21 protein-coding genes are annotated in these 17,157 nt (G+C 30.8%); 14 read left to right on the top strand and 7 right to left on the bottom strand.

Annotated elements, in window-relative coordinates; genetic code table 11:
• The 3 genes from hpf to ABD816_RS05585 all read left to right on the top strand — a co-directional run bounded on the left by hpf (position 1) and on the right by ABD816_RS05585 (position 1,595).
• The gene (gene hpf / locus ABD816_RS05595) at positions 1-303 is read left to right on the top strand and encodes a ribosome hibernation-promoting factor, HPF/YfiA family (RefSeq protein ID WP_344925458.1); all 303 of its coding nucleotides are present in this window, start codon (positions 1-3) and stop codon (positions 301-303) included.
• A 290-nt stretch (positions 304-593) separates the two neighbouring features.
• Entirely contained in the window at positions 594-986 is a 393-nt protein-coding gene (locus ABD816_RS05590; protein ID WP_344925457.1) for a DUF302 domain-containing protein, read from the top strand.
• 153 nt (positions 987-1,139) lie between these two features.
• Entirely contained in the window at positions 1,140-1,595 is a 456-nt protein-coding gene (locus ABD816_RS05585) for a pyridoxamine 5'-phosphate oxidase family protein (RefSeq protein ID WP_344925455.1), read from the top strand.
• 36 nt (positions 1,596-1,631) lie between these two features.
• On the opposite strand, the gene ABD816_RS05580 is transcribed toward ABD816_RS05585, so the two are convergent.
• Complete coding sequence (locus tag ABD816_RS05580; RefSeq protein ID WP_344925453.1) at positions 1,632-2,513, bottom strand: sterol desaturase family protein; 882 nt, start codon at positions 2,511-2,513, stop codon at positions 1,632-1,634.
• Positions 2,514-2,936: 423 nt separating this feature from the next.
• Here ABD816_RS05580 and ABD816_RS05575 point away from each other — a divergent pair, with 423 nt between their 5' ends.
• Positions 2,937-3,773, top strand: a complete 837-nt coding sequence (locus ABD816_RS05575; protein WP_344925451.1) for a universal stress protein — start codon at positions 2,937-2,939, stop codon at positions 3,771-3,773.
• Between the two features lie 104 nt (positions 3,774-3,877).
• On the opposite strand, the gene trxA is transcribed toward ABD816_RS05575, so the two are convergent.
• The 6 genes from trxA to ABD816_RS05545 all read right to left on the bottom strand — a co-directional run bounded on the left by trxA (position 3,878) and on the right by ABD816_RS05545 (position 7,429).
• On the bottom strand, positions 3,878-4,177 hold the full coding sequence (gene trxA / locus ABD816_RS05570) for a thioredoxin (protein ID WP_344925450.1): 300 nt from the start codon (positions 4,175-4,177) through the stop codon (positions 3,878-3,880).
• On the bottom strand, positions 4,167-4,787 hold the full coding sequence (locus ABD816_RS05565) for a DUF998 domain-containing protein (protein ID WP_344925449.1): 621 nt from the start codon (positions 4,785-4,787) through the stop codon (positions 4,167-4,169). The genes trxA and ABD816_RS05565 overlap by 11 nt, the downstream gene beginning before the upstream one ends.
• Positions 4,788-4,803: 16 nt before the next feature.
• Positions 4,804-5,694 carry an RsiV family protein gene (locus ABD816_RS05560; protein WP_344925448.1) on the bottom strand — a complete coding sequence of 297 codons (891 nt, stop codon included), beginning with the start codon at positions 5,692-5,694 and terminating at the stop codon, positions 4,804-4,806.
• An 82-nt stretch (positions 5,695-5,776) separates the two neighbouring features.
• Entirely contained in the window at positions 5,777-6,073 is a 297-nt protein-coding gene (locus tag ABD816_RS05555; RefSeq protein WP_344925446.1) for a chaperone modulator CbpM, read from the bottom strand.
• 14 nt (positions 6,074-6,087) lie between these two features.
• Positions 6,088-6,972 (bottom strand): DnaJ C-terminal domain-containing protein, encoded by an 885-nt coding sequence (locus tag ABD816_RS05550; RefSeq protein ID WP_344925444.1) that lies wholly within the window; start codon positions 6,970-6,972, stop codon positions 6,088-6,090.
• 52 nt (positions 6,973-7,024) lie between these two features.
• The gene (locus ABD816_RS05545; protein ID WP_344925443.1) at positions 7,025-7,429 is read right to left on the bottom strand and encodes a hypothetical protein; all 405 of its coding nucleotides are present in this window, start codon (positions 7,427-7,429) and stop codon (positions 7,025-7,027) included.
• A 101-nt stretch (positions 7,430-7,530) separates the two neighbouring features.
• Between ABD816_RS05545 and ABD816_RS05540 the strand changes: the two genes are divergently transcribed.
• From ABD816_RS05540 to ABD816_RS05495, 10 genes are all read left to right on the top strand, one after another.
• The gene (locus tag ABD816_RS05540; RefSeq protein WP_344925441.1) at positions 7,531-9,045 is read left to right on the top strand and encodes a sensor histidine kinase; all 1,515 of its coding nucleotides are present in this window, start codon (positions 7,531-7,533) and stop codon (positions 9,043-9,045) included.
• 2 nt (positions 9,046-9,047) lie between these two features.
• A complete protein-coding gene (locus ABD816_RS05535) occupies positions 9,048-10,103 on the top strand; it encodes a response regulator (RefSeq protein ID WP_344925787.1) in 1,056 nt (351 codons plus the stop codon).
• Between the two features lie 93 nt (positions 10,104-10,196).
• A complete protein-coding gene (locus tag ABD816_RS05530) occupies positions 10,197-11,039 on the top strand; it encodes a universal stress protein (RefSeq protein WP_344925439.1) in 843 nt (280 codons plus the stop codon).
• 454 nt (positions 11,040-11,493) lie between these two features.
• Positions 11,494-11,643: a hypothetical protein gene (locus ABD816_RS05525; protein ID WP_344925438.1), complete on the top strand. Its 150-nt coding sequence runs from the start codon at positions 11,494-11,496 to the stop codon at positions 11,641-11,643.
• 220 nt (positions 11,644-11,863) lie between these two features.
• Positions 11,864-12,709 (top strand): universal stress protein, encoded by an 846-nt coding sequence (locus ABD816_RS05520; RefSeq protein WP_344925437.1) that lies wholly within the window; start codon positions 11,864-11,866, stop codon positions 12,707-12,709.
• On the top strand, positions 12,706-13,605 hold the full coding sequence (locus ABD816_RS05515) for a universal stress protein (protein WP_344925436.1): 900 nt from the start codon (positions 12,706-12,708) through the stop codon (positions 13,603-13,605). The genes ABD816_RS05520 and ABD816_RS05515 overlap by 4 nt, the downstream gene beginning before the upstream one ends.
• Positions 13,606-13,632: 27 nt before the next feature.
• Entirely contained in the window at positions 13,633-14,484 is an 852-nt protein-coding gene (locus tag ABD816_RS05510) for a universal stress protein (protein WP_344925434.1), read from the top strand.
• A gap of 252 nt (positions 14,485-14,736) precedes the next feature.
• On the top strand, positions 14,737-15,585 hold the full coding sequence (locus ABD816_RS05505) for a universal stress protein (RefSeq protein WP_344925433.1): 849 nt from the start codon (positions 14,737-14,739) through the stop codon (positions 15,583-15,585).
• A gap of 62 nt (positions 15,586-15,647) precedes the next feature.
• Positions 15,648-16,499, top strand: coding sequence for a universal stress protein (locus ABD816_RS05500; RefSeq protein ID WP_344925431.1), 852 nt, complete (start codon positions 15,648-15,650; stop codon positions 16,497-16,499).
• Positions 16,500-16,697: 198 nt separating this feature from the next.
• Positions 16,698-17,111, top strand: a complete 414-nt coding sequence (locus ABD816_RS05495) for a hypothetical protein (protein ID WP_344925429.1) — start codon at positions 16,698-16,700, stop codon at positions 17,109-17,111.
• The last annotated feature ends 46 nt before the right edge of the window (positions 17,112-17,157 follow it).

Here is a 17,157-nt window from a genome sequence, read left to right as displayed (position 1 = left end):
ATGAAAATAAACATTCAATTTGTACAAATGCCTACAAGCGAATCTATGGAGCGTTATGTAGATTCAAAATTAGAAAAATTATATAAAAAATATGACTGGATCATCAAAGCAGATGTCTTTTTTAAAAAAGAAAATGATCCTAAAGGAAATGGGAAAATCTGTGATGTAGAATTAAGTTTACCAGGGCCTAAAATATTTGCCACCTCTAACGAGAAAAATTATGAATTAGCTTTTAAGGAGACCCTTAGCGATCTGGAAAGGCAACTTAAGAAACGAAAACAAGAAATGAAACCTTATATTTAGATAATACAGTTTTAGGAGCTATGTTTAGAGATATAGCGTATATAATTAAAACATTTAGATTCAATAACTTGTGTAAAGCGGTCTTGTTTCTGATATCAATATTTTTGTATCCTGATAGTTCATACTAAATAATATTTGGGGTCTCTTATGAATCGTAAATTATTTATTTTCATAATTGGATCATTTGTTTTAGGTCGGGTATTTAAAACTGCTTTCTGATATTTATCATACTATAGTAGTCAAAAAGTATTTACATTCATAGCTGATTTTAATTAAAATATTTATCAGGTATGAAGTATTATTTTAATACCATCTTGAAGAATTTAACTTTTGATGAAGCTATCGCAAGAGTGATTCACGAACTAAAAAATGAGGGGTTTGGAATATTAACTGAGATAGATATACAATCTATTTTTAATATAAAACTACAAGTAGATTTTTACAATTATAAAATACTAGGTGCTTGTCATGCATCTTTTGCCTATAAAGCATTACAAGTGGAAGATAAAATTGGTACGATGCTTCCGTGTAATGTAATCGTACAAGAAAGAGAAAAAGGGGTAATCGAAGTTTCTGTAGTTGATCCATCGGCTTCTATGGCCTCTGTAGAAAATAAAGCGTTAGTAATTATTGCAGAACAGATACGAGTAAAGTTAAAAAAGATTATCAAGAATTTAGAATAATTCATCACTGTTTATGACCTCGTTTTCTACAAGTTTTGCTCACACTTCGATTAAAAGAATTCAGGTTTTTCCGATGTTGAATGATTGATATCATTTTTGATCTTATGAGTTTCGGATATATCTGGGATACAATCACTTTTTGAAACTATAATTATGATAAAAAATATAGAAATAACAGAGAGTATACAGTTACTAAGTGATAACTATATTGGTCGTTTGGCATTTATCTCAGCAGGAAGTCCTTATGTAATTCCGGTCACTTATCATTATAATAAAACCAATAATGCAATCATTAGTTATTCTGGGGTTGGTCATAAAATACAGGCAATGCGCAAAAATAATACTGTCGCTTTTGAGGTGGATGAAATTACTTCTCTAAGCAACTGGAAGTCTGTATTGATACAGGGTGTTTTTGAAGAGATTGTAGGAACGGATGCAAAATATATCTTACATGAATTTGCAGAAGGGGTGAAAAATAATATACATCGTAAAAAGCAGGAAGAACATAAGTTTCTACCTGAATTCTCAAGTAAAATAAAAACGAATAAAGCTCCGATAGTATATCAAATAAAGATTATAGAAGTCACCGGTAAGTTAAGGTATATATAAGTTTAGCCTGTCTTTATTAGGACAAGAATGTTTTTATTATGTATTCTGTTTTGATGGTCTAAAGCCATATATGAGCTGTCCAAAAAAGCTTTTAGGAACTTTTTTATCTCCAGGAAATCCTATTTCAATAGTACCACTATCTTCCGGAATATAATTGGTTTTGAAAATATAATCCCATATACTCAAGCTAATCCCAAAGTTAACACCATAAGAATTTTTAGGTAACACATACGCGTGATGATATAAGTGCATTACCGGATTATTAAAAATGTACTTTAACGGTCCCCAAGAAATCTTAATGTTAGCGTGATTAAAATGCCCAATTGTGATTGCAAGAAAATGTACAATATAAGCTTGTTCTGGTTCGAAACCACCTAGAATCATCACACCAATTGTTTTTAAAGGCTTATAAAATATATTTTCCATCCAGTGATACCGGAGATGTGCTGCAAACCCCATTTCTTTTACCGAATGATGAATCTTATGAAACCTCCATAAAAAAGAATATTTATGAAGAAGCACATGGGTAAACCATTGTACAAAATCTAATATAATAAAAAATATGATGAGCTGAGTCCACATAGGGAACCCTGAAATATCTATAATAGTAAAGCTTTTTGTATGCACTCCCACATTAGTAAAAAGAACTTCTAATAGTGTATAGAAACCCTTAATGATGATAGAAAAGACAAAGAAATTGAAAAACATATAGAATCCGTCTAACCAAAAATCCTTTCGAAAAATGGATTGTTCTTTTCTCCACGGAAAAACTATTTCTAAGCCCCAAACTAATAACGAAATAGTTATGAGACCCCAAAAATAATTACTGTACCAAGGTACTTCAAAAACTATAGAGTTCCATGTCCAATCTACAATACCTGTAAACGATTCTATAAAGGCTTCTATATATTTTTTCATACTTAATTATCGTTACTTACGATCTTATATAATAGTGCGGTTTATTAACTATTTAAGTGTTTGTTTTTATAACTATACTATAACTTATTCATTAGTCTCCGTTCGTAGATAATCTTACAAATTAAAGAAAGATATCTAAATTATATGTATTCAGAATTCTTTTAGTAAAGAAGCCTTATCTTAATTGCTAGATGATTTATCTAGGTTTCGCTATGTAGATGCTGCTTGTGGGTAGTTCTTACATGTATTTAAAATGATATCTACAAAGAGATGCAATCATCATTTTGTCTTTGTTAGTCATTCTCATAATTTGCGTTTAATTACTTAAATCTACTGAGGAGATCTTACATTTTCAATGATATATGTCATAGTTTTTAGATTGAATCTGTGGTACTTTTATAATTACTAAAAAGAAATTTACCTATGAAAAAAATTCTTGTACCTATTGATTTTTCTGAATATTCAGAATATGCATTAAAGGCATCAGCATTAATTGCTAAACAAATGAATTCAGAAATTATTGTATTACATATGCTTGGTTTATCTGAAGCAATTCTAACTAAAGATGAAACTCAGGAAACCAGAGAAGCAATTTATTATATGAAACTTGCAGAAAAAAGATTTGCTACTTTTCTGGATAAAGATTATCTAAAAGGTATTAAGGTCAAAGAAACTGTGCAGAATTATAAAATATTCAGTGAGATCAATGAAGTCGCACAAGAAAATGAAGCGGATCTAATTGTGATGGGGTCTCATGGTAGTAGTGGATTGAGCGAGGTTTTTGTTGGATCTAATACAGAAAAAGTAGTTCGCACATCCGATATACCTGTATTGGTAATCAAGAGACCTATAGACGAATTTAAGATTAAGGAAGTTGTATTTGCATGTGATTTTAAAATGGAAAATATTAAGCCTTACCACGAAGCTTTACAATTATTAGAATTATTTAAAGCAAAGATACATTTAGTATATATTAATCTTCCTGGGGAACGGTTTAGAAGCTCTTTACAAATAGAAGAAAGGATTAAGGAATTTCTTCTCAAAGCAACCTCAGGTAATGTAAAGAATTTTGATAAAGTGGCGATAGAAAATGATTATTCTGTAGAAAGTGGGATTTATAATTATAGCAAAAAAATAAATGCCGATATGATAGCGATCCCAACCCACGGTCGCAAAGGGTTATCCCATTTTTTTAATGGAAGTATTGGAGAAGATGTAGTTAATCATGCAAACAGACCTGTACTTACTTTTAAGATATAGTAATATTAGTGGTAATATAGCTCTGAATTTAAAAATGCCTTTTGGAAATGCTTGTTTCCAAAAGGCATTTTTTAAACATAAAACTCTTTAATTTTAATTATTTGCTATTGATGTGCATGTATGATTTCTACAATATCTGTTTTTTGTAACACTCCGGATTGACGCCAAAGAAGTTTTCCCTCTTTAAATAGTATCAAGGTAGGCACTCCTTTGACCTGATATTTATTAGCTAATGGTTGGTTCTTATCTACATCGATCTTTACAATCTTGATAGTGTCACCTAGCTCATTTTTTACCTCTTTCAGAATAGGGGCTAATACTTTACAAGGTCCGCACCAATCAGCAAAAAAATCAATTAATACAGGTGTTTTAGAGGCTATAATATTACTAAAGTTATCTTTCATTTTTCTTTTTATTAACCAGATTAAAATACTCTTTTTTTGAGAAAAGTAAGTCATAATACTTAAAAGAATATAAGATCCACCCAAATGCTATGATAAATATACCTCTTTGATATAATCCACTATATGGTGCATGTATAAACATAGAGTATGATAGGATAAAGGTCGTGATTCCTACTATAATTGCCAGTATTTTCTGTTTTCTCCAGCGAGCAATATAACTTATGACCAAACAATATATAAAAAAGCTAACCCCGGTAGTTGTAGAAAAAATAGAATGCATCTCATCTTGAAATGAATCAAAAGGCAGTCTGCGATAAATAGGTGCAGATAAATAGATGCCCGTTAATAATAAAGAAGTACAAAATATGAATAACACTATGATCTGTAATGGATGATTTCCTAAAATTTTGAAACCATGTATTAAAGTGATAAAACTTAATAAGATAAAAACAAAGTTCATCATCCAGTTGTTTGGCGTGTTTTGAGCACCCAATTCACTTAATGTATGCGATATTATAGAATATCCGGGAGCTGTATAAAAGGGTAAAAGAAAAGAAACTAATATTAGTACAATATATACAACCAATAAAAGAAAATAACTTGATTTCATACATGATGTTTTAATGTTAACCTATCAGGGGTTTATTATTATATTTTTTAATAAGATGCATTACTTTTTTAATTGGAATCTTAATCGAATAGGTTCCCGTGTACGACGGACAAATAATACAGTCATCAAAGTAGTACTCTACATGATCATCATTAATGACAAAATTATTTTTATATGCTTGAAAATCTCCTTGTGATAACTCCCAGCAATCCAGATAGAGTTCTCCAGAATTGATTTGCTCTCTCACTGTAGCATTGATAATTTCAAAAATCTCTTTTTCTGAACCAGGGATAAAGAAATCCTGAAAATGTTTAAAACCATACTTAGTAAGATCATAGTTGAGACATTCAAACATATAGGTAGAATGTTTCATGCCAGAATAATAATTTTCTTTGTAAAGTACCATACTAATTAGTTCCTCATTTACAGCATATATCTTGTAATCAATTATTCTTTTATCCATACACCTGCCCACGCCAATACTATCACAATACACATATTTATCTTCCAGAATTTCATTTTCTGTAGCCTCTATATTCAGGTAATTTTCTGTAAGAAAATTGTTGAAGCTAGTATATCCTTCATCTAGTTTTTCGTTAAGAAAAGGATATTTATAATCAAGGATATACATATCTTCTTCTTTATAAAATTCTTTAGCAATAACTAATGTAGAGAGCTGAAATTTGTCATCAGGAGCATTAATGAGTATCTGTTTTTTTAAAGGCTTGGTTTTTTCAGTAGTAAACTCAAGAGTTTCTTCATCTAAGAAAGCAACAGTGTCCAGGATTGTATCTTGTTGTGCCTTATTACTAGTTTCCTTATCGTGATGCAGTGAATTTGATTCTGATGATGGGTTTTTACAGCTTAGAACTAAAACTAAGCATAATAAGGATGTAAGAGTTCTCATAATATGATATTTAATATAGGGTAAAACTAACAGGATATTAAACGTTTAACTATGATGAAAATCAGTTTTTAAAAAAGATCGATCAGCCTCTTTCATAGAAACCAAGTTTGTTTCTGAGTATATTCATTTCTTCCTGGATTGTATTAACTTTTTTTAAAAGCCTCATAATTACCTCGACACCCTCCAGATTAATTTCCAGTTCTCGATGAAATAATAAAATTTGCTCCAGTTTTGGTAGTTCTTCATTTCTTATGAATGATGTTTGCTGAGATGAAATGATACTAATAAGTCCCATCTCACCTAGCGTATGTATAAATGAGAATTCTAGCTCATGATATACACAAAAATCTTTTAATGATATAAGATGTTCTTCAGTCATTATACTTTGTTTTTTTATAGTTTGGATAATTCGCTGAATAGCTCTTTTTGCTTTGCAGATAATTTTTTAGGAATGTTTACAGTATACATAATATATAAGTCTCCAAATTGTCCTGCGTGCTTGTATACAGGAAAACCTTTGCCTTTTAATTTCACCTTTGTATTATTTTGAGTTCCTGGTTTTACTTGTAATTTTACTTTTCCAGTAAGGGTGTTTACTATGATGTCACCACCTAAAACAGCTGTATATAAATCAATCTCTTTATGATGATATAGATCCGCTTTGTCTCTTCTAAAAGGTGTATTGTTTTCTATAGCAAAAGTGATATATAAATCACCATTGGGTCCACCACGACCTGTTCCTCCATGACCTTTTATTTTGATCGTTTGTCCGTTTTCTACTCCGGCAGGTATATTAATTCTTAATTTTTTGTTATTAACGGTTAATGTCCTTTTTTGAGTCCTATATACATCCATTAGACTAAGGCGTAATTCTGCATTATAATCTTCGCCTCTATATTTTACCTGACTACTTTTGTAGCCTCTACCAGACCTTCCAAACATGGATTCGAAAAAATCAGAAAAATCACTTTCAGTAAATTTTTCCTGATGATGCTGTCTATCTGATTCAGTATAATGATGCTGTGATTGTCTAGCTTTTTCAAAGTCTTCAGCATGTTTCCAATCCTTGCCATACTGATCATATTTTTTTCGATTTTCAGGATTACCTAATACCTCATGAGCTTCATTAATTTCTTTAAACTTTTCTTCTGCTTTCTTATCATTAGGGTTGAGATCAGGATGATATTTTCGAGCTAGTTTTCTATATGCCTTTTTGATATCATTATCTGTAGCATTTTTTGTGATCTCCAGTGTCTTATAATAGTCGATAAACTCCATATGAATAAATAGATTAACTTTTAAATTGTAGCTAGAATTGAGAATAATTATGTTAATCTTCAAAAATTAGTTGAAGTTTACCCAGTAGCATCAATTCAGATTTATTTTTACCAGAGAATGCATTCGCGATACTATTTGCTGTGTCCCAGATTAATTGTTTAAAAGACTTTGTAAAAAACTTTTTGTTTTCTTTATAATAGTTTTCAAATTCCTCAAAACAACCTGTTGCCTCAAGAGAGGAATGATCCAGCCAATCAAAGACGATTTCGATCTGAAAAGCAGCATCAACACCAAATTCATCTTCTAGATCATCAACAGCTAACCAGGATGTTTTTACTAGTTCCTTAAGTGTATTATATTCTGATGTACGAACCACTTTATCTGCTGCTGCAATGGCATAGAATAACTTTCCTAAACTCTGATAACATTCGATTTCTATTTTTTGTGTTTTACTCATAATAAGATACTTGATATGATGATAAAATTAACACATCATTTTAGAGATTTTTATGACATTTGTCAGTTTATAGAACGTGTCAAAATCATTACATTTGATTGATGAAGGTTTTTGAAAAAAACGAGAATATTTTTAAAATTCTTTCTGAAGCAATTTCAGAAGGAATTGTAGTGGTTAATAAAGAACAAACTATTGTAGCTACTAATGGATCTGCTAATGAAATTTTTGGATATGAAGTTGATGAATTAACAGGAGAACCGCTTCATAAATTAATTCCAGGACAATATCATAAGCAACATAAAACTCATTTTGACAACTTTGTAGATGATCAGGAGAAACGAACAATGGGGCAGGGTAGAGAACTGTATGGATTGTGTAAAGATGGCACAACATTTCCTGTAGAAGTAGGATTAAACCCTTTTACAATTTATGACAGTGATTATGTAATGGCATTAGTTATTGATATTTCTGAACGAAAACAATCAGAACAAGAATTAAAACATTGGGCAAAGATTTTTGATGAATCCCTCAATGAAATTTTCATATTTGATGCTCATTCTTTACAATTTTTGGATGTGAATAGTGGTGCGTTAAAAAATATAGGATACAGTCTGGAAGAAATTAGAAAAATGACTCCTCTGGATATCAAACCTAAATTTACAAAGATTAAATTCCTGGACTTAATAGAACCTTTATATCAACGAACCAAAGAAAAACTTCAGTTCGAGACGGTGCACGAGAGAAAAGATGGTTCTACCTATCCTGCAGAGATACATTTACAATTATCTGATATGGGAGCTGATCAAGTATTTGTAGCTATTATATTAGATATAACAGATAGAAAAAGTTATACAGAAAAATTAGAGAAAACGGTTCAGGAAAGAACAGAAAGATTACAGGAAGCCCTGGCAAAAGAAAAGGACTTAAATGAATTAAAAACTAAATTTCTTTCTCTGGTATCTCATGAATTTAAGACACCACTTAGTGGCATTCTTACTTCTGCTGCGTTGATAGAGAAGTATACAAAGGCTGATCAACAAGAGAAGAGAGATAAGCATCTGGCAACCATTAAGAATAAGGTAAAATACCTCACTAATATCCTTAATGATTTCTTGTCTGTAGAGCGTCTGGAGAGTGGTAATGTAAATTATAAGTTTACTAAATTTCCGCTAAGTAAAGTAATTAATGAGGTAATATATGATGCTAATATGTTACTTAAAGATGGTCAAAGAATAAAATATCCAAAGGATATCGGTGAATATATTATTGATTTTGATGAGAAAATATTAGAATTGGTGTTGACGAATTTAATTCGTAATGCTATAAAATATTCTGGAGAAAACACTACAATTGATCTACAGGTGAACTATATAGATGACTTGCTTACTTTTTCTATTATTGATGAAGGTATAGGGATTCCAGAAAAAGAGCAGGTATTTATTTTTAAACGATATTTTAGAGCAGAAAATGCTTTGTTAGATCAGGGAACAGGAATTGGACTTAATATTGTAAAAACTCATTTAGAAAATCTGGGAGGAACGATCACTTTTAGTAGTGAAGAGAATAAAGGGTCAACTTTTACAGTGCAAATACCAGTTACTAATATACATAGCTAATGATGAAAACGATTCTATTGATTGAAGATGATACCGTATTAAGAGAAAATACAACCGAACTTTTAGAGCTTTCTGATTATAGAGTTATTTCTTCGCCTAATGGAAAAATGGGGATTTCTAAAGCAAAAGAAGAAAAGCCCGATATTATAATCTGCGATATTATGATGCCTGAGATAGATGGTTATGGTGTGCTAGAAGCATTATCAATTAATCAGGATACCAATCAGATTCCGTTTATATTTTTATCAGCTAAAACAGAACATAAAGAGATTAGAAAAGGGATGGATCTTGGCGCAGATGACTATCTTACTAAGCCTTTTGATGAAGAAGAGTTGTTGAGTGCTATAGAAAGCCGTCTGGCAAAAGCACAGTTAGTTTCAAAAATTATTACTGAACAGACTTCTGGGGCAAATCAAGAAACTAAAAATAGTCTCCGGAATTTACATGAACTTAAGAATTTTTTTGATGATCATGGGGATTTTTTTCAATACAAAAAAGGAAGTGTAGTGTATCAAAAAGGCGATCATACCAATATGATCTATTTAATTTCAAAAGGTGTTGTGAAAACACATAAAATGGATGAAAGTGGTAAAGAACTGATTACGGCTTTATTTAAAGAAGATGATTTCTTAGGGTTTACTTCACTTACAGACAATACACCATATCAAGAATCGGCAACCGCTGTTGATGATGTAGAGCTATCAGGCATTGCTAAGAGTAAATTAAAAGATATATTGGAGAAAAGTAATACAATCTCTCTGGAACTAGTGGAACTACTAACCAATAATCTTTCTGAAATTAAAGAACAGTTATTACAGATGGCATATAGCTCTGTGCGAAAAAAAACAGCGCATACGATTTTACAGTTTGCTCAGGTTTTAAATAAAAAACCGGAAGAAAGTATTAAGATATCCAGAAATGATCTCGCTAGTGTGGCAGGAATCGCTACAGAAAGTTTAATACGTACATTATCCAGTTTTAAAAAGGATAAACTTATAGAAATTGAAGGACGTACGATTAAAATAATAGATCTTGATGGACTGCGATTAGTAGAATAAATCAGAGCTACTAAAAGATGAAATATCTAAACTGATTTTTATCATTCTTTTCATACATACATACTAATATATTTGTTTTATTAGAATGTATTAATGATGAAAAATATCCTGATTCCAACAGATTTTTCTGAAAATTCATGGAATGCTATTACCTATGCATTATCATTTTTTAACAGAGTAAGGTGTAATTTTTATTTTTTACATGTTTCTCCCTACAAAGAAATAATCAGGAATGATTCTTTGTATCATTCAGAGCATACGATTTCAGAAAAGATTAGAAATAATGCAGAAATGCAAATGCAATTATTACTTAAAAAAGTCGAAAAATTACCTCTTAATATAAAGCATCATTTTTTTAGTATGTACAAGCAGGTTTTTTTTATTGATACGATTAGAAAAAGTATCGAGGAAAAAAATATTGATTTCATAGTAATGGGAACTAAAGGAGCTTCTGGAGCAAAAAAGAAAACCATAGGAAGTAATACCGGAGATGTAATTACAAAGGTTAAATGTCCGGTATTGGTAATTCCTGAAAATGCTAAATACTCTAAGGTTCATGAGATTGCATTTCCTACAGATTATAATATCTATTATAAAAGTAATGTGCTAAAAACCATTCATGAAATTCTCTCTCTCAGTCATGCAGCATTACGCGTATTACATATTTCTAAAAAAAATCAAGAACTTACCGAACTACAAAATAATAATAAAAATTTTCTTAATGAGCACATAGCAGATACTATAGAGCATAGTTTTCACTTTTTATCAAGTTCTAATATCGAGGAGGCCGTACAATGTTTTGTAGAAAGTAGAGATATAGATATGATCACCATGATTGCTAAAAATCTTAATTTTTTCCAACGAATTTTATTTTATCCTACGGTAGAACAGATAAGTTATCACACAGATATCCCCTTTTTAATATTACACGAGTAGTCTAAAAATAGAATAAGTGTAATCCTATTTCATTGAATTACACGTTTAAGACATCTTTTTTGTTAAAATAAGTTAAAATAGTACCTTTTTATACATAGTACTGTAACGAAAGTTTAGTTCTCGTCGTCTAGTAGATATATAACAATCAAAAAACAGAAATTATGAGAACATTAGACAGTAATCAAATCACAAAAAAATCAGTAAACAGTAATGGGTATATCTGGAACTCTAAAAGAAGATACAGATAGAAACTTGAGCTATTCATTCATCACATCAAAAACAAAAATCATGAGAACATTAGACAACAATCAAATCACAAAAAAATCAATAAATAGTACCGGGTATATCTGGAATTCGAAAAGAAGATACAGATAAAATTTTAGAAAATACATCAATCAATCAAATCAAGCCTGTCTTCTATGGACAGGCTTATCAGATACATATAAAAGGAGTTATGAAAACACTAAGATCAATTAGAAAATCAAAACGAATAGCGGTTACAGAAAAATTGAACAGATTCCTCAACGTTACAGAATTGATTCGGGGAAATGAAGTAGGTATAGTTTCTTCTCGTAGACGGTATGGATATGAAATGGAATTTTAACAGTCGAGTACCGGTTTTTATTGTTCTAATATGAGTTTACTCATTTTTTGTAGTAGTATTAAACATTAGTGATCTCTTCTAATTGAAGATAAGTATATACAAATAGTGTAAACAAATCATAACAGGTAGTATCTAAAGAAAAGCTAACCTTTTAAGCTGATAAAAATCATAGTTTCCCATCTTTTTGCTAAGTAGCTTTGATAGATAGAAACTCAAGGCTATGCGAAAAATAATAATTCCAACAGATTTTTCTGAAAATGCGATGAATGCAATTCAATTTGCAGTGGAGCTGTTTAAATATGAGCGTAGCGAATTCTTATTAGTTCATGCTTATGCAGATGAAGTGTATGACCATGATACACTGGTTTCTCGTGAGGTTTTTGGGAAATTGAAAGCATCAGTTCTTAAATACTCTGATACAGAATTAGAAAATATACTGGATCAGATCCAAAAGATTTCTCCAAATCCAAAACATCAGTATAAAAAGCTTTCAGCATTCGGCACTCTGGTAGATGAAATCAATGATTTAGTAGATCTGGAAAATATTGATATCGTGGTGATGGGTACAAGAGGAAAGACAGATGATCGGACATTGACTTTTGGGAGCAATACATTACAGGTTCTTAAATATATAAAATGTCCTGTTTTGGCAATTCCAGCTACTTGCAGGTATAAACAACCTACACATATATTGTTTCCTACGGATTATCGTTTTCCTTATAAACGACGAGAACTAAAATTAGTGAATACTATGGCTCAAAGTTTTCGATCTACCATTACTACTATGTATTTATCCAATTTCACCACATTGTCAATCAGACAAGAGGATAATAAAGCATTTCTTACAGCATGTTTGCCAGATGCTACTTTAGCATTTAAAACGTTATCAGCTAATGACCTAACGACAGCTATCAACGAGTATGTACTAAACCATTCTATTGATATGTTAGTTATGATTAATTCCAGACATTCTTATGTAGAGAACATGTTATACCAATCTACAATTGATAAGATTGGTCTTCATATTACAATTCCATTTTTAATCCTTCAAAATTTAAACCGATGAAAAATATTTTGCTACCTACAGATTTTTCAGAAAATGCATACAATGCAATACGATATGCGGTACAATTTTATAAAAAAGAAAGGTGTACTTTTTATATGCTAAATACATTTACTCCTATCAGTTTCAATGCAGGATATATGATAGAAAACCCAATGCCTTACGGTATGGAGGATGTTGCGATGATCAATTCTAAGAAAGAAACAGAAGAACTGGAAGAAAAAATAAAAGAGGAGTTTAATAATCCTAGACATATCTTTAAGAGAATTTCGGTTTTTAATATGTTAATCCCTGAGATAAAAGATGCCGTAAAAAAATATCAAATAGATCTTATCATAATGGGAACCAAAGGAGCCACAGGAGCCCGCGAAATTTTTATAGGTACACATACTATGTACGTTATAAAGAAAGTAAATTGCCCCGTTCTGGCAGTTCCCTCTGGTTTCGAATTTGAAGAGCCAAAAGAAATATTATTCCCTACAGATTATCAATTTTCTGCAACCAATCCGTTTTTGTCATTTTTAAAAGAGATATGTACTCTTCATATCTCCAGAATTCATATACTCAATGCATATTATGGAGTTCCATTAACTACATATCAAGAAGAAATACGTGCATTTTTGGATATATATTTTGAGAAAAATGCACATATTTTTCATATAGCCGATGGGATGGATGTATTAGAAGCAATAGAAGATTTTCAGAAAAAAAATAATATTAATCTTCTTGTTATGGTTCATAATAAGCATTCTTTTTTCGAAAACTTATTGTTTAAACCAGTGATCAATCAGATAGCGTATCATACCAATGTTCCTTTTTTAGTGATTCCTTCAGAAAAAAGAATAGGAGAAACAATAGAAAAAAACATGGAGCAACATAGAGAAAAAGAGGTTGGTTAATGTTCTAGTTTTTAAAATGATAAACAGATGAAACGAATATTAATTCCCACAGATTTTTCGGATAATGCATGGAATGCCATACTTTATGCTATTGAATTATTTCATCATATTCCTTGTGAATTCTATATATTAAATGTCTATACCTTAACTTCAACATCATTAGTAACTACAATAAGTTCTCAAAAAGTAGGGCAGATGTATGATACGGTTAAAAAAGAATCAAAAAAAGGGTTGGTCAGTATACAGGAAAATCTTAAAAACTCAAAGGTATATTCACACCATCATTTTATCAGTGTTTCAAAACAAGGAGAACCTGTTGATGAAATCAGGCAGTTTGTGATAGAGAAACGGATGGATTTGATTATAATGGGTACACAGGGAGCCACAGGAGCAAAGGCTATTTTTTTAGGAAGTGTGACACACAAGGTAGTTAAAACCATTAAAAGTTGCCCTGTATTAGTGATACCCCAAGGCTTTTATTTTGATAGACTCAAAGCTGTAGGATTTGCTACTAATTTTAAAAGAATCTTTTATAAATCTGAGATAGATCCGATCATCAGTTTAGCAAATATGTATGGTGGAATTATAAGGATGATCGAAATATATAAGGAACCATCTTTAAGTCCTACACAAAATTATAATGCTAATTCTTTAGAACATTATTTTAAGAATAAACCGCATGAGTTTCACGTACTACCCGACTTTGATACTATAGAAAAAGGAATTCAGGCATTCATCGAGGAATTGGAAATCGATATGCTGGTCATGATCAATTATCAGCATAGCTTTATCGAACGATTAACAAGAGAGCCTGTGATCAAAAAAATGGTTTTTCGTACAAAAGTTCCGTTAATGGTAATTCCAGCAGATGAATATTAAATTTAATTCACAGAGTTATTAAGGCTCAACCTCAGATGTGGTTTATAGAATCAAGGCATGTAGACTTAAGAATCAGAATTGTATAGTTTTAAGTATAATATTGCAAGGTCATATAAGTAGAAACTATATTTTTTACTAATCAAGAATGATATGAAGATAGAGAGGCTTATTTGTTTTTAAATATGAGAAATATCATTGTACCGGTTCGGTATTCATTATAGTTTTAAGGGATCATCCTTAAAAAAGAAAATAATGAAACGAATACTAGTTCCTACAGATTTTTCTAATAATGCATATAGTGCTTTATTCTATGCCACATGCCTTTTTGGAGAAGAAGCATGTCAATTCTATATTCTACATACATATGAGGTAAATACCCCCGTGTTGACCAGTAGAATAGATACTGATAAAGGAAATCGATTGTATAAAAAACTAAAGGGATCTTCTGAAGAAAAACTTGCAGAAACGTTGCATGCTATTGTTAGAGATACAGAAGAACTGAAACATTCTTTTGAAACGATATCAATTTCTAAAAACTTACTGGATAGTATTAGAAAAACAATCAGAAAAAAGGAAATAGATGTAGTCGTAATGGGAACTAAAGGAGCTACGGGAGCTGCGGCTTTTTTTATGGGAAGCAATACAGTCCAGGTTATTCAGGAGATACACGAATGTCCCATATTACTAATACCAGATCAATATGTATATAGAAAGCCTTCAGAAATTGGGTTTTCAACAGATTTAAAACGTTTTTATCTTGAAAAAGAAATAAAACCATTGGTCGATTTTGCTACTAACCTTGATACTGCTATTCGTATTTTTCATATTAATGAGAAAGAAAAGCTAGATGAGATACAAGAATATAATTATACAATACTGTCCAGGTATCTTAAAGGTCTTAAGCATACCATACATTGGATATCAAAAATGGATTCAAAAACTAAGTTGATCCAGGATTTCATCGGTCACTATGATATTGATTTACTCGTAATGATTAATTATAAGCATAGTTTTATAGAAATGATAACCCATGAACCAATTATTAAAAAAATTGGATTTCAAGCAGCAATTCCTTTTCTGGTGATTCCTGATGCTAGCTGATAATAGTCATAGTTTTTTATAAGTTGCAATCCTACATTGTGTAAACGTTAAAAGCCTGAGTAATGAAAAAAAAGATATTAGTACCCACAGATTTTTCCAAAAATGCTTGGAATGCGCTAACCTATGCGACCAAGTTATATAAAAATGAATCATGTGATTTTTATATACTACATGCGTTTCATGCTACAGGATATGCATTAGAAAGTATGATGGTTCCGGAGCCTGGAGAGAAATTTTATGAAATAGCCAGAGAAGCTTCTGAAAAAGGGTTGGCAAAGATAATGACACAAGTATCATTGTTAGAGGAAAACGAAAATCATAGGTTTCATACAATTTCTAGTTTTAGTGGATTATTAGAAGCAATAAAAAATACTATTGAAAGAGTAGATATAGAAATGGTGATTATGGGGACTAAAGGAACCACAAACTCCAGTGATGTTATCTATGGAACGAATACCATATTGGTAATGGAAAAATCCAGAAATTGTCCTGTAATGGCAATTCCGGAAGGAGTATCCTATAAGGAGCCTAAAGAAATTGTTTTTCCTACAGATTACAGAATGAACATCAAGCGTAGAGAACTTCAATACGTAATTGAATTAGCCCGAATAAGTAATGCTACAGTATGTATTCTGTATATGTCTAAAGGAGATGAGCTGGATCGGGAACAGAAAGAAAATAAAAAACTTCTCGAAGAATATTTTGATGGTTTAGAATATTCCTTTCATACCCTGCATGATGTAGACGTAAAATCGGGACTAAGTAGTTTTGTAGAAAGCAGAGGAAGCGATTTAATAACTTTTATCAATAAAAAGCATAGTTTTTTTGGAAGTATATTTTCACGACCTATGGTTAAAAATCTGGGATACTATTCTAAAGTGCCAGTATTAGCTTTACATGATCTGAGAAACTAAAAACGAATTAATACTAAGCTAGAGAAATGAAGACGTCTTTTCAAAAAAGTATAGATTATTTTCTAATCTGAGGAGAATACTTTGATGGGTAAGATCTTTCTAGGTTTTTTAAAACCTTATGATTGTCATTTTATTAGCCTTAATTAAGGATTAGTTTAGAATGGCTGCATCTTTATATAAATTTAAACCTTCAAAGAAATGAAAATGACGTTAGATATTTCAGAAAAAAAAATAGAAGAAATTCATTTTGATAACCTTACTTGGAAATCTCATATTGATTTTATAGAAAAAGAATTGCAGTTTATAGAACGATTAATAAGCTCTTATGTTTTTGAACCCACTACTCCTAATCTTTTCGAACGATTACATGAATATAAGAACGATATTACTAATGTCAAAAATCAAATATATTCTTTACGAATGGATTTAATAAAACATGAAAACGATATGGGGGGCATTCTAGAATGTGATACAGTTTCGTGCGATACTTTTTTTTATCAGCAATATAAAAAAATGACACAAAAATTTGCTGATTTTCAAGTTGAATTTAGTAATCTAAAAAATAATGTGTTTAAGTATGCCGGAGGTGTGTTGAAGAAAAATAAGAAATAGTTTTAATGTATAACAGTTTAATTTTAAAAACTGATATGCCTCAAAA

Source organism: Aquimarina addita, assembly GCF_039539305.1.
GTDB lineage: Bacteria > Bacteroidota > Bacteroidia > Flavobacteriales > Flavobacteriaceae > Aquimarina > Aquimarina addita.
Note: the sequence above shows the minus strand (reverse complement) of the source record. Positions and strands in the feature narration are given on the sequence as shown.